This is a genomic window from Haloferula chungangensis (genome assembly GCF_042664875.1).
Lineage (GTDB): Bacteria > Verrucomicrobiota > Verrucomicrobiia > Verrucomicrobiales > Akkermansiaceae > Haloferula > Haloferula chungangensis.
Window position 1 is genome coordinate 864,241 of the sequence record NZ_JBHTBS010000001.1, and the last position, 13,364, is coordinate 877,604.

The 13,364-nt window shown below is 58.1% G+C and carries 10 protein-coding genes; 6 read left to right on the forward strand and 4 right to left on the reverse strand.

What is annotated here, in order from left to right; genetic code table 11:
* Positions 1 to 26: 26 nt before the first annotated feature.
* Positions 27 to 1,412, forward strand: a complete 1,386-nt coding sequence (locus tag ACFQY0_RS03445; RefSeq protein WP_379709114.1) for an ATP-dependent Clp protease proteolytic subunit — start codon at positions 27 to 29, stop codon at positions 1,410 to 1,412.
* Between the two features lie 260 nt (positions 1,413 to 1,672).
* Here the strand turns inward: ACFQY0_RS03445 and gpmI are convergent, their stop codons facing one another.
* Entirely contained in the window at positions 1,673 to 3,220 is a 1,548-nt protein-coding gene (gene gpmI / locus ACFQY0_RS03450) for a 2,3-bisphosphoglycerate-independent phosphoglycerate mutase (protein WP_379709116.1), read from the reverse strand.
* Between the two features lie 174 nt (positions 3,221 to 3,394).
* Between gpmI and ACFQY0_RS03455 the strand changes: the two genes are divergently transcribed.
* The 5 genes from ACFQY0_RS03455 to ACFQY0_RS03475 are packed head-to-tail and all read left to right on the forward strand — an operon-like array spanning position 3,395 to position 10,864.
* Positions 3,395 to 4,396: a patatin-like phospholipase family protein gene (locus ACFQY0_RS03455; RefSeq protein ID WP_379709118.1), complete on the forward strand. Its 1,002-nt coding sequence runs from the start codon at positions 3,395 to 3,397 to the stop codon at positions 4,394 to 4,396.
* Positions 4,353 to 5,807: a phenylacetate--CoA ligase family protein gene (locus ACFQY0_RS03460; protein WP_379709120.1), complete on the forward strand. Its 1,455-nt coding sequence runs from the start codon at positions 4,353 to 4,355 to the stop codon at positions 5,805 to 5,807. The genes ACFQY0_RS03455 and ACFQY0_RS03460 overlap by 44 nt, the downstream gene beginning before the upstream one ends.
* Before the next feature lie 5 nt (positions 5,808 to 5,812).
* Positions 5,813 to 7,069: a thiolase family protein gene (locus ACFQY0_RS03465; protein ID WP_379709122.1), complete on the forward strand. Its 1,257-nt coding sequence runs from the start codon at positions 5,813 to 5,815 to the stop codon at positions 7,067 to 7,069.
* 24 nt (positions 7,070 to 7,093) lie between these two features.
* Complete coding sequence (locus tag ACFQY0_RS03470) at positions 7,094 to 9,040, forward strand: 3-hydroxyacyl-CoA dehydrogenase NAD-binding domain-containing protein (protein ID WP_379709124.1); 1,947 nt, start codon at positions 7,094 to 7,096, stop codon at positions 9,038 to 9,040.
* A 21-nt stretch (positions 9,041 to 9,061) separates the two neighbouring features.
* Entirely contained in the window at positions 9,062 to 10,864 is a 1,803-nt protein-coding gene (locus ACFQY0_RS03475) for an acyl-CoA dehydrogenase family protein (RefSeq protein ID WP_379709126.1), read from the forward strand.
* Here ACFQY0_RS03475 and ACFQY0_RS03480 read toward each other — a convergent pair.
* The 3 genes from ACFQY0_RS03480 to ACFQY0_RS03490 form a co-directional block, all read right to left on the reverse strand.
* Positions 10,858 to 11,973 (reverse strand): DEAD/DEAH box helicase, encoded by a 1,116-nt coding sequence (locus ACFQY0_RS03480; RefSeq protein WP_379709128.1) that lies wholly within the window; start codon positions 11,971 to 11,973, stop codon positions 10,858 to 10,860. The two genes, ACFQY0_RS03475 and ACFQY0_RS03480, sit on opposite strands and share 7 nt — an antisense overlap.
* An 84-nt stretch (positions 11,974 to 12,057) precedes the next feature.
* Positions 12,058 to 12,945 (reverse strand): YihY/virulence factor BrkB family protein, encoded by an 888-nt coding sequence (locus tag ACFQY0_RS03485; protein WP_379709130.1) that lies wholly within the window; start codon positions 12,943 to 12,945, stop codon positions 12,058 to 12,060.
* A 119-nt stretch (positions 12,946 to 13,064) separates the two neighbouring features.
* Positions 13,065 to 13,349: an RNA recognition motif domain-containing protein gene (locus ACFQY0_RS03490; RefSeq protein ID WP_379709132.1), complete on the reverse strand. Its 285-nt coding sequence runs from the start codon at positions 13,347 to 13,349 to the stop codon at positions 13,065 to 13,067.
* Between the last annotated feature and the right edge of the window lie 15 nt (positions 13,350 to 13,364).

Genomic DNA, 13,364 nt, shown 5'->3' on the forward strand with positions numbered 1-13,364 from the left:
TCACCGACTCATCCTCGATCCAAATCATGAAATTCACCGTTACTCGATTAACTCTCCTATCTGTCGGCCTCGCCGGCGGGCTGATTGCCGCGCCGGAAGGCACTGCCAATGCAGGGACCCGTGCCCCAAGCATCGAAATCGATTCGTCCCACAAGCACGCCGCAAAGGACAAGAATCACGAGCATCAGCACGGCAGCGAGGCGGCCAAGGAAAAGAAGGGAAAAGACGAGAAGAAGCCGGTTGTCGACCCAGCCAAGAAGGAGAAACTTGACCGCGCCGCCAAAGCGCAGGAACTCATGAAGAAAGAGCAGGAGCGCCTGGCTCTTGAAAACTCTCTGGCAGACGAGAAGTTCAAGAAGGAAACTCACAAACTCCGCAATCAGATCGCTCGACTGAAGATTGAGAAGGAACTCATGACCGAGCGCCTCGCCCATGCCGCCGCCGAAAGAGCCGTCGATGAGGAGGCAAAGAATGCCAAACTGAAGGCGGAAAGCCGCCGACTCGCCCGCCAGGCAGAACTTGAAAAGGCGCGTGCCGAACTGCTCGCCAGCGAACTGAAATCCGCGCAAGCCGAAGCGGGAATCAAGATTGCCAAGCTTCAGGGACAGATCCAGGAGATCGAAACCGAACAGAAGCGCAAGGACTACGCCAGTGGCCAGCCCGAATACCTCAAGAATCCTCTTAAGAAAGACGGCACGCTCGTCATTTCAGATCGCAGGATCGCCCTTAATGGACCGATCGGCAGCGGGACCGCTGACCACATCACGGATCGCATTCACTACTTCAACAACCAGAACGAGGAACAGCCGATCTTCATCGTTATCGACGAATGTCCGGGCGGATCGGTGATGGCCGGCTACCGCATTTTGAAGTCGATGGAAGCCAGTGAGGCCCCAATTCACGTCGTCGTGAAATCCTTCGCAGCCTCGATGGCCGCAGCGATTACGACCTTGGCCGAAGAGTCCTACGCCTATCCCAATGCAGTGATTCTCCATCACCAGATCAGCGCGACGGTATTCGGGCGCTTGAACCTCACCCAGCAGGCGGAATTCCTCAAGGAAAGCAATCGCTGGTGGGACCGTCTCGCGACTCCGATCGCGGATAAAATGGGCCTTACCAAGGAAGAGTTCATCAAGAAAATGTATGAGCAATCGACCAGCGGTGACTGGAGCGAGTTTGGGGTGGAAGCCCAGAAACTGAGTTGGGTGAAACACATCGTCAACGGAGTCGATGAAACCTCATTCCGCCAGAATCCAGACGCCAAGTCCGCCAAAGAGAAATCCGCGGCTCAACGCAGCGCCTTCCAGGAATCAATCGATGAGGAAGGTCGCCCCGTGATGTACCTGCCGCGCATCAACTCGAAGGACGTCTACTTCCTCTACAATCCAGACGGCTACTACCGCGTTCGCTAAGTTATCGAATCGCTGCTAATCTCCGGGGTGGAACCTTCATCAGAGGTTCCACCCTTTTTGTTGGGAGTGCTCCGTCGGTTTGCGACAAGCCGAGCCCGACTCTAGCAGAGTAATCATGACCGCGATCAGCACGACGATGCTCTAACAAGGCGGAGACAGACTGACAACAACCGCTCCGTCCATCATCGGATCGATGACCGATGATGGCTTAGCCGGATGGCGAGCGGTGACTTAATTGCCGGCTGAGGGCCAGTCTGCCGCTAGATCTTTTCAAGCAGCGACACTCCCGTCATCTCGGCGGACTTCTGCAAGCCGAGCATGTCCAGAAGGGTTGGCGCGACATCGGCAAGGATGCCGTCACGCACCTTGAACTTGTCCGCATCATCCGCCACGTAAATGGCATGCACGAGATTCGTGGTGTGCGAGGTGTGAGGCGAGCCGTCGGCATTGATCATGAACTCGCAGTTGCCGTGGTCCGCCGTGATCAGAAGCTTGCCGCCAAGACGCAGGGTTTCATCAACGATCTTGCTGACGCCTTCGTCGATCTTTTCGCAGGCTTTGATCGCCGCATCGACAACTCCCGTATGCCCGACCATGTCCGGGTTGGCAAAATTCAGGATCACCATGTTGTAGTCCTTGAGTCGTGAAATCACGATGTCCATCACTTCATCGGCGCTCATCTCCGGCTTGAGGTCATAGGTCGCCACATCCTTCGGCGATGGCACGATTGCCCGGTCTTCACCCTCGTAGCTTTTCTCTTCACCGCCATTGAAGAAATAGGTGACGTGAGGGTACTTTTCCGTTTCGGCAATCCGCAGCTGATTCATCCCGGCATTCGAGACAATCTCTCCAAGAACCATCTTCAGTTCCTCTGGCGGGAAAATCACGTCGCAGTCATAGGTGGCATCATACTCGGTGAGCGTCACGTAACGCACGTTGGGACGTCGTCCCGCCTTGAACGCCTTGAAGGGACCTTGCGAAAGAAAGACTTCCGAAAGCTGTCGGGCACGATCCGCTCTGAAGTTGAAGAACAGCACCACATCGCCACTCCGGATGCGCTGCTTGTTGGCATCGCAAAAGACCATTGGAAGGAGGAACTCGTCGGTCTTGTCCTGCGCATACATCTCGGCAACCGCTTCGGAGGCGAGCAGATCGGTCTCCTGACCCTTGCCGTGAACGATCGCGTCCCAGGCAAGTTTGACACGCTCCCAGCGCTTGTCGCGATCCATCGCATAGTAGCGCCCGACCACCGTGGCGATCCGGGCTCCATGCTTGGCAATCTCATCTTCGACATAGGAAAGGTAGCCTGCGCCCGCCGTCGGCGAGGTGTCTCGGCCATCGGTGATGGCGTGCACCAGAATGTCCTTCACACCAGCCTCAGCTGCCATGCCGACCATGGCACAGAGGTGCTCCTGGCTGCTGTGCACGCCGCCGTCGGAGACGAGTCCGACGAAATGAAGCCGCTTGCCTTTGGCCTTCGCCGCCTTGAGGGCCGCTTTGAACGTCTCGTTCTCCGCAAGGCTGCCATCCTCGATCGCCTTGTTGATCCGGGTGAGGTCTTGATAGACGACACGGCCGGCACCGAGATTGAGGTGACCCACTTCGGAATTTCCCATCTGACCGTCTGGCAGACCGACATCCAGACCTGAGGCACTGACGAGTCCCTTGGGATACTTTTCCAGCATCAGATCGTGAAATGGCGTATTCGCGAGGAGGGTCGCATTGCCATCCTTCTTCGCTGTTTTCTGTCCGCCGGGATTGACGCCCCAACCGTCACGAATGATGAGAACTACTGGTTTCTTTGCCATGTCGCGCCGGATTTAACCGTCCGAGGCCCTGCCGTCCAGCGGCAAGCGGCCATCACTGCTGAAATCGTCTCATGCGAATCTTCCGAACCCACGGATTGAGTTGCTACCCGGTGGCTCTTGGGCTACTGTTAGGGTGCTCTTGAAAAATACTGAATTCCAATAGTTTCCACTGCCATGTTTGGCCGATTGCTACGCCTGTTCCGTCATCACGACCGCCCTCCCCGGGCCGGTCGACCTCTGAGTGGCGGCGGGCGCGCCAAAATTGGCCTGGCTCTATCATCCGGCGGTGCGCGCGGTCTCGCCCACGTGGGTGTCCTCCAGGTTCTCGAGGAAAACGGTATTGAGATCCACTGCATCGCCGGCTCTTCGATGGGCTCCTACGTCGGTGCCCTCTGGGCGGCGGGTTTTTCAGGAAAGGAACTTGGAGAGCTTGCCGCGGAAATGCACGACCGCCGGCAGCTCTGGAAGCTCGCCGATCCCATCATCCCACCCATGAGAGGGCTTTTCCGCGGACTTCGGGCCAAGGAACACCTCAAGCGGTCCCTTGGCGATCTCTGCTTCGAAGATCTCGAGCGGCGATTCCTGGTGATCACCGTCGACATCGATACCAAGGAACGGATCGTCCTTCGGGAAGGCAGCGTCGCCGATGCGGTTCATGCCTCCTGCGCCATGCCGGGAATCATCGCTCCGGTGGTGATCAATGGGCGGCGCTGTGTCGATGGCGGAGTCGTCGACCCCATTCCAGTCGGAGCGCTTCAGAAGTACTCAGAAGCCGACAGAATTATCGCGGTCTCGGTCATTCCCACCTTCGAAGAGGTCGAGGCCGGTCTCTTGGGCGAGGACGCTCCCCCACCCAGCCTCGCCCAACGCGGGATCGCAGCGATCAATCGCAACTTCAATCTTCTCGCACCAGGAAACGTCGTCGATACCTTCCGGCAAAGTATCCGCGCCGCTCAGATCCGAATTGCCCACGACTCGGTCAAACGCGCCGACCTCTGTCTGCGCCCCGAGCACTTTCTGGCATCGTGGCACGACTACTCGAACTTCGAACGCTTCATCGAAGCCGGACGAAAGGTCACTCTCGAACATCTCGATGAAATTTATGCCCTCGTAAACTCCGACCCCAAAACCCATGTCGCATCAGGCAAAAAACTGGTGGGAGAGTTCGTCACGTGACGAACTCCACCATCGGCAAGGCGAATTGCTCCGGCACTTTCTCAAGAACCGGGTGGTTCCTTTTGCGGCCTATTATCGGAAGCTCTTTGCGGATCATGATCTATCAGCTGACGACATTCAGTCGACGGATGATTTGACGAAGCTCCCCTTTACATCGAAACGCCACTTCGAGAATCCCAAAGATTTCGTCATCATTCCCGATGAGGATGTTCTCAAGCATCAGTGGTCGACGATCAAACGGGCCATCACCCGCGGACCCACGCGCGCCAAGATCGAGCTTGAAGAGGAACTCCGACCCATCCTTCTCACCAGCACCACGGGTCGTTCATCGGCCCCCGTTCCCTTTCTCTACACCAAGCACGATCTCCATCAACTCGAGGTCGGCGGCCGGAGGATGATGGAGCTCTGTCAGTCCGACCCCGCGTGGCGTCATATCAACGCCTTCCCCTTCGCCCCCCATCTCGCCTTCTGGCAGGCGCATTATGCGAGCCTCGGCTACAATGCCTTCATGGTGGCGAGTGGTGGAGGAAAAACCATGGGCACTGAAGGCAACATCCGTTTGATCGACAAGATTGATCCCGACGCGATCATCGCCATGCCGACCTTTCTCTACCACCTGCTCCAGGAAGGGGCGGCTGCCGGATCGAGATGGAAGAATCTCAAACGTCTGGTTCTCGGCGGCGAGAAAGTTCCCGCCGGGATGCGCCGCAAGCTGAGAGACCTGTGCACTGAAATGGGCGCACCACAGGTGGCCATCATGTCGACCTACGGCTTCACGGAAGCGAAGGTGGCATGGACCGAATGCATGGCTCCCGCTGGGGCGGAGCCATCGGGATTCCATACCTATCCGGATATGGGCTTTGTCGAGATCATCGATCCGGAGAGCGGGGAGCGTGTTCCAGACCATCATCCGGGCGAAATCGTCATCACCCACCTTGATTCACGTGGGACCATCGTTCTCCGGTACCGCACCGGCGACCTTATCGACGGCGGTCTCAGCCATGAACCATGCCCCTACTGCGGGCGCCGCTGTCCCCGACTCATCGGCAAGATATCACGTGTCTCTGATATCCAGCGATTGAATATCGGCAAGCTCAAGGGAACCTTGGTGGACTTCAATCGGCTCGAGAACCTCCTCGACGACACCGATAATCTCGGTGCCTGGCAGATGGAAATCCGCAAGCGAAACGACGACCCCTTGGAGAGCGACATCCTGATCGTTCACGCCGTTGCAATGACGGACGATCAGGAACAGCTGCGTGACGCTGTCAATGAACGCTTCCGATCCGTCACGGAATTTTCACCCAATGAAATCGTCTTTCATTCCTGGGATAAGATGCGAAAGATGCAGGGTGTTGGAAAGGAACTGAAGGAAAAGAAAGTTGTCGATCATCGTCCCAAGGAAACCTAACTATTATGCCAGATCTCCACATCATAGCCGCTCTCCGCTCACCCTTCAGCAAAATGGGGACGGACCTGGCGAAGCTTGGCGCCAGCGACCTCGGCCGGCATGTTTGCTCCGCCCTCCTCACCCAAACCGGCATCGATCCCGGAGAACTCTCGGAAGTCATTTTCGGCTGTGTCGCGCAGCCTGCGGAAAGCGCGAACATCGCGCGAGTGATCGCTCTGCGTTCCGGTGTTCCCGAGCAAGTGCCTGCAGTGACGGTTCATCGCAATTGTGCTTCCGGCATGGAGGCGATCACGACCGCTCACCAGCGCCTCTGCGCCGGTCAGGGTGATCTCTTCCTCGTGGGTGGCACCGAAAGCATGACCCACATCCCCCTGCTCTTCCCGCACGAGGCCTCGATCCATTTTTCAGAACTCAATCGCGCGAAATCCGCAGGCGAGAAGATCTCGGCGGCAGCGGCGTTTCATGCCAGCGATTTCAAACCCCGCATCGGTCTCCAACTCGGACTCACCGATCCCTTTTCCGGAATGATCATGGGTGATACCGCCGAGCTGCTCTCGCGCGAGTTCGGCATCACTCGGGAGGCGCAGGATGAGTTTGCCGCGGCGTCCCACCTCAAGGCTCTTGCCGCCCGAGAACAGCTGAATCGCGAGATCGCACCGGTCTACACGGGCGGACATGCGATCGAAAGCGACAATGGTATTCGTCAGGATTCGACCGTTGAAAAACTGGGAACCCTCAAGCCGATCTTCGATCAGGAAACCGGCAGCGTTACGGCGGGAAACAGCTCTCAGATTACCGACGGAGCCGTGGCCCTGCTCGTCGGGTCCGAGGCCGCCGTCAGCCGACTCGGCATCGAGCCCCTGGGACGTCTAACATCCTATGCCTATGCAGGCTGCGATCCGGCGCGCATGGGGCTGGGTCCGATCTCGGCCATCGCCCGGGCGCGACAGATGAGCGGACTCGGTCCCGACGATGCCGACTTGATCGAACTCAATGAAGCCTTTGCAGCTCAGGCGCTGGCGGTGCTGGCAGCGCTGCGCGATCCGACGAAGCATCGCTATGATCTTCCCGCCTTCGAGATTCCAAGGGAGAAACTCAACCGACAAGGGGGAGCCATCGCCCTCGGTCATCCGGTCGGTGCCAGTGGGGCTCGGCTCGTTCTCACCGCGCTTCAACAACTCAAGGTCAGCAATCAGCACCGGGCGCTCGCCACCCTGTGCGTCGGAGGGGGGCAAGGTGCCGCCCTGTGGCTTGAACGATGATCCCCAACTAACAGAAATCTTTTCATGCCAAACATCACACTCAGCTTCGAGGACACGCTTGCAGTTCTTACCTTCGACCGCGAGGGATCGAGCGCGAACATTTTCGACACTCAGACGATCGGCGAACTCTCGTCGATGATCGATAGACTTCAGGATGCCACGCACACCACTGGACTGATCATTTGCTCGGCTAAGCCGACGATCTTCGTCGCGGGTGCCGACCTCAAGGAGCTTACCTCTCTTCGCGGCGAGGCTCTTTCTCAAATGATCAAGGCCGGCCAGAATGTTTTCAACCGCATTGCCGATCTTCCATTCACAAGCGTCGCCGCCATTCATGGAGCATGTGTCGGCGGTGGCTTCGAACTCGCACTCGCCTGTGACTGGCGCGTTGCCAGCGATTCCTCGAAGACGAGGATCGGTCTTCCCGAAACCCAACTCGGGATCCTGCCGGCATGGGGTGGTTCAACCCGTCTCCCGGACCTCATCGGGCTCCAGGATGCCCTCAAAGTGATCCTCAGCGGAAAGCTCAGCAAGGCTTCAGCGGCTAAGCACAAGGGACTTGTTGATGAGACCGTTCCTGTCGAACATCTCATGAGCGAGGCGAAAAAATATGTCACCAAGGGCAAACGCCATCTCACCCACAATCCCCTCACCCACAACCATGGAGTGGCGGCGATCGCCCGACGGATGGCTCACGCCGAACTCATCGAGAAGACCCGTGGGCACTACCCTGGCCCGGAGGCGGCTCTGGAAGTCGTGGCGAACTCGATCGGCGAGTCGCGCGATGTCAGCTTGAAGTCCGAGCACGATGCCATTCTGCGTCTTTCCGAGCTCCCGGAAACCAAGCAACTCATCCACCTCTTCTTTCTTCAGGAACGGGCACGCAAGCACCAGCACAGCACGGCGGAGGCCAAGTCTGTTAGACGGCTGGGAGTCGTGGGCTCCGGCGTGATGGGATCGGGGATCGCCTATTGGCTCAGTAGCCGGGGTCTGCAAGTGACGCTTCAGGATATCTCGCATGAAGCGCTGGCCCACGGGATGGAGTCGATCCGTCACCAGTATGCCGAGGCCACCAAACGTCATATCTTCACCAAGATAGAATCGGCGCGTGCCCTCGACCGGATCCACCCCTCCGGCGGTGGCGCGAATTTGAGAAACTGCGATCTGATCATCGAGGCGGCCGTCGAAGAACTTTCCATCAAGCAGAAGATCTTTGCAGATCTCTCCTCGCATTCGCGCCCCGATACGCTTCTTGCGACAAACACCTCGGCCCTTCCGATCCATCATCTGATCCCGCACGTCAGCCACCCCGAGCGCCTGCTCGGCCTGCATTTCTTCAACCCCGTGCACCGCATGCAGCTTGTCGAAGTCGTGCGCACCGAGACGAGTTCCGATGAAACCGTCGCCACGGCCGTCGCCTTTGTTAGGAAAATCGGCAAGCTTCCCGTCGTGGTGAAGGATTCCCCCGGATTCCTCGTCAATCGCATCCTCATGCCCTATCTGGTCGAAGCCGCTTCCCTCTTCGAGCGTGGTGGCGACCCCGACGACATTGATTCCACGATGCTGGATTACGGCATGCCGATGGGGCCGCTCCGTTTGCTTGATGAAGTCGGCCTCGATGTGGCCCTGCACGTCGCCGAAACCCTGTCGGCCGCCTACCCTGATCGCATGCGCGTCCCAGGCATCATTCGGAAGCTCGTCGAGGCCGGCTTTGTCGGCCGAAAAGCCGGTTCTGGGTTCTACAACTATGATGACGATGACGACACGACCAATGCTGCGGCCCTCGATCTGTGTGAGGAAACCATCCCGATCCCCCTCGACACCCAGCAGCGACTTGCCGACCTGCTGACGGACGAGGCTCAGCGCTGTCTCGACGAAGGGATCGCCGAAAGTGCCGACGACATCAATCTGGCGATGGTCCTCGGAACCGGCTACCCGGCCTTCCGCGGAGGCCCGCTGCAGAACGAATAAAATCCAAACCCCAAAAAACCCATGAGCGACTCCATCATTGACACCTCCAAGATGAGCGAGGGCCAGCGAGCCGCCCTCGAACTTGCCGAGTCTTCGCGCGACACTCGTGAACTGTCGGGTTTTGCGGCTTCAATCTTCGATGGAATCGCGGATTTCTCGTTGATCTTCCCCTTTCCCGTTCAGCCCGCGGATGAGAAGCGCGAAGGCGACGCCTATCTTCAAAAGCTTCAGTCCTTTCTTGAGAATCAGACCGATCCGGACGCGATCGACCGTGAGGGGGAAATTCCTGACGAAGTTCTCGACGGCTTGGCGAAGCTCGGAGCCTTCGGGATCAAGATTCCAAAGAAGTTCGGTGGATTGGGCCTGTCGCAAACCAACTACTCCCGAGCTGCCATGCTCCTCGGGGGCCATTGCGGCAACCTCACGGCGCTGCTCTCAGCGCACCAGTCGATTGGTCTACCCCAACCGCTTCTCGTCTTTGGTACTGACGAACAGAAGGAAAAGTATCTGCCCAAGTGTGCCGCTGGCGGCATCTCGGCCTTTGCTCTAACAGAGAAGAATGTGGGCTCCGATCCGGCACGCATGAGCACGACGGCGGTGGCATCCGAAGATGGCGCCCACTACATCATCAATGGCGAGAAACTCTGGTGCACCAACGGTCTCAAGGCGTTTGCCATTGTGGTCATGGCGCGCACTCCGACCAAGGAAAAGCCTCATGCGACATCTGCCTTCATTGTCGAGACCGACAGTCCCGGCGTAGAAATCGTCACTCGTTGTCATTTCATGGGACTCAAGGCGCTTTACAATGGCGTGATCCGTTTCACAAACGTCAAGGTGCCTGCGTGCAATCTTGTGGCCGCCGAAGGCAAGGGACTCAAGGTTGCCCTGACAACGCTGAACACCGGACGGCTCACCCTTCCCGCAGCCTGTGTCGGCTTGCTGGATCGCTGTCTGAACATGGCGACTGCCTGGTCCAGGGAACGCGAGCAATGGGGACAGGCCATCGGCAAGCACGCCGCCATCGCGGGAAAAATCGCCGACCTGGCGGCTGATGCCTTCGCGACCGAATCCCTCGTGCTCTACACCTCAGCACTCGTCGATCTCGACAAGAAGGCGGACATTCGGATCGAAGCCGCCATCGCCAAGCTGTGGGGAACCGAGGCCGGTTGGCGCGGAGTCGATGCGACCATGCAGATCAAAGGGGGCCGCGGCTATGAAACGGCCGACTCGCTCCGCCAGCGCGGTGAGACTCCCGATCCCATCGAGCGCTTGCTCCGCGACTCGCGAATCAACACCATTTTCGAAGGTTCGACAGAGATCATGCATCTCTTCATCGCCCGCGAAGCCCTCGATCCCCACCTGCGTCGGGGCGCGGCGGCCCTTGATACCCGAAAGCCTGCAGCCGAGCGTCTTGAAACTGCCATGCGGGCCGGGCTGTTCTATGCTTTGTGGTATTCCAAGCGCTGGATTCCACTGACATCAGGGATTCCGGGCGACCTCGATTCCGAGCTCAAGACCTGCTTGCGCGAGGTCGCATCCCTCAGCCGCAAGTTATCCCGGACGATGCTCCACTCGATGGCCCGCTACGGCCCGAAACTTGATCGCCAACAGCTGCTTCTCGGTCGTCTGGTCGACATCGGTGCGGAACTCCTCACCATTTCGCTCAGTGTTTCCCGCGCTCACGCACTCGGCGATGAACGTTCACGCGATCTCGCCCGCTACATTGGGAAACGGGGCATTCAGCGCTGTCGGCAGCTTTTCGATGCGACGAGCCACGCCCCGGACTCGACAGGCTACAAGCTGGCGCAATCGCTTCTTCAGTGAATGCGATCGAAGTCGAGACCGAGCTCCTTCTCAAGACGCGCGATCTTGTTTCTCTCTCTAGGATCGACGAGTGCGATTGAGATTCCCGTCCTTCCCGCGCGTGCCGTGCGGCCGCTACGGTGGGTGTAGTACTCGACTTGTTCGGGAAGCTGGTGATGGATTACGAAGCTCAGGCCCTCGACGTCGATTCCCCGGGCCGCCACATCGGTGGCGATGAGAAACTGGAAGCGCTCCTTCTTGAACGAGCGCATCACGGTATCCCGTTCCTTCTGCGTCAGGTCACCCTGCATGACCGCCACCGCGAATCCGAGTTTGCTCAATTGTTTCCCAAGAATGATCGCACCTTCCTTCGTGCGGCAGAAGATCAGTCCTCGCTCTTCTTTGCGACGTTTGAGATACTTCGCGATGAAGTCCGTTTTCTCGTCCCGCATGCAAACCGCGTACTGGTGATCGATATCGCGATTTACCACGTGGGATTTGTCGACCTTCATCACCTGAGGGCCTGGCCCCATGCAGTCCTTCACCAACGCGTGAATCGCATCCGGAATCGTCGCCGAGAACAACCAGGTGCTGCCGCGCTGGCGAGTCAGTCCGAAGATGGTCGTAAGCTCCTTCTTGAAACCCATGCTCAGCATTTCATCGGCTTCATCGAGGACAAGGTGCTTCACTGATACCAGGGTCAGCGCCTTGCGTTTGATCAGGTCGAGCAAGCGCCCTGGAGTCGCCACCACAATATGCGTCGGTCGCTGAAGTGCCTTGGCCTGCCGGTCGATATTGTCACCACCACAGAGCACTTCGACGAAGATCTTGTGCTCCGCATATTTGGTGAAACGGAACAACTGCTTGCCGATTTGCTTCGCCAGCTCTCGAGTGGGCGCGATGATCAGGCCCTGAATCTCGCTCCGCTTCGGATCGACCTTGCAAAGCAGCGGCAGTCCGAAGGCCGCCGTTTTGCCGGTCCCTGTTTGCGCTTGAGCGATGAAGTCGCTTCCGTCCTCCATCAGAAAGGGAATCGCCCGCTGCTGAATTTCGGTCGGCTTCTGAATACCGAGTTCCGTAATGCCCTGAATGAGTTCATCGGGAACTCCAAGTTCTTTGAAATTTTGCAAGGTGGTTGGTCTTTCCGTTAAAGTGGAGGGACGGACTCTGCGCTCCTCAGATCCAAATGACGAGCCATGATTGAAGACCCTCGCCTAGTCTTCCGGGTCCTCGTGCCACGGCGTCTTGGTCTGGATGCTCTGCTGAAGGTCCGCAATCACCTGAGCCCCCAGCAACACAATCACCGAGGCGGCTTCCATCGTCAGGAGCACGATGATCGTTGTCGCCATGGAGCCATAGACGGCGTTCACGAAGGAAAGATGGGTAAAATAGCCGGTCAGGACATAGCGCAGCACCTCCCACATCGCGGCAGCCGTGATGCCACCGCACAGCGCGAGACGAAAGGAAATGCGCGTCGCCGGCATGACCTTGTAAAGAGTGGTGAAGAGCAGCACCAGACACAGCCAGCCCCCCACCCTCATGGCGATCGCAGCAGTCTGATGGAGGGTGAAATCCACTCCACCCACGTGGTAGCTCTGATCCTGCACCGCATCGACGACTGCCGTTAGAATCGTCAGAAGAATCAGACCGATCGCAACAAGGCCAATGAAGAGGTAGGGAAGCAGCGCCGACACCCAGAATTTGCGTTTCCTCAGGAGAACCGGCCGATGAAAGATGATCGACATGGCATTCTCCAGAACTCGAAAGGCGATCGAACTGAAGAAGAGCAGGACTCCGACACCAATCCAACCTGCCAGCTCGCGGCTCTTCAGGAAGCCATCGAGCACTTCGGCGATCATCGGGGCGGCGCCCGGGGCAATCAATGCCACCTCCGTGGTCAGAGCCTCCATCAACAATTCCTCGTCGAAGAATTTCGAGAAGCCGACAACCAGCACGGCCGACAAGGGAATGAGTGAGAGCAGCGCGTTGTAAGCGACCGCTCCGGCAAGAAGCAGGCCGTTATTTCGAAAGAAAAAGTCGCGCAGCACCCGGAAGGTGAAATGGACAACATTCGGCAAGTGCAAATTCACTGGCCGCATCATGGCGCTGATGTGCTCCTGAGTCGAGGCCGAGCTTCGGGGATTGAGGCCATGAAAAAGGCGGCAACCCTTTCGGGTCACCGCCTGTGAAAAATTCGTTTGAGGCGCGGAGCCTCTCCGGATCAGTAGCGACCGCGACCGCCACCGCCGCCACCACCGCGATCTTCGCGAGGACGGGCTTCGTTGACCTTGATGTTGCGACCATCGAGATCGGTGCCATCGAGAGCCTTGATGGCGCTTTCCATGCCGTCCTTCGAGCCCATGGTCACAAAGGCGAAGCCACGTGGACGACCGCTTTCGCGATCGGTTGGAAGGTGGACATCAGTGACTTCTCCATGCTGTGCGAACACGTCTTGAAGATCTTGGCTCGTCGTTTGGAACGACAGGTTTCCTACATACATTTTCATAACTTAACAGTGGTT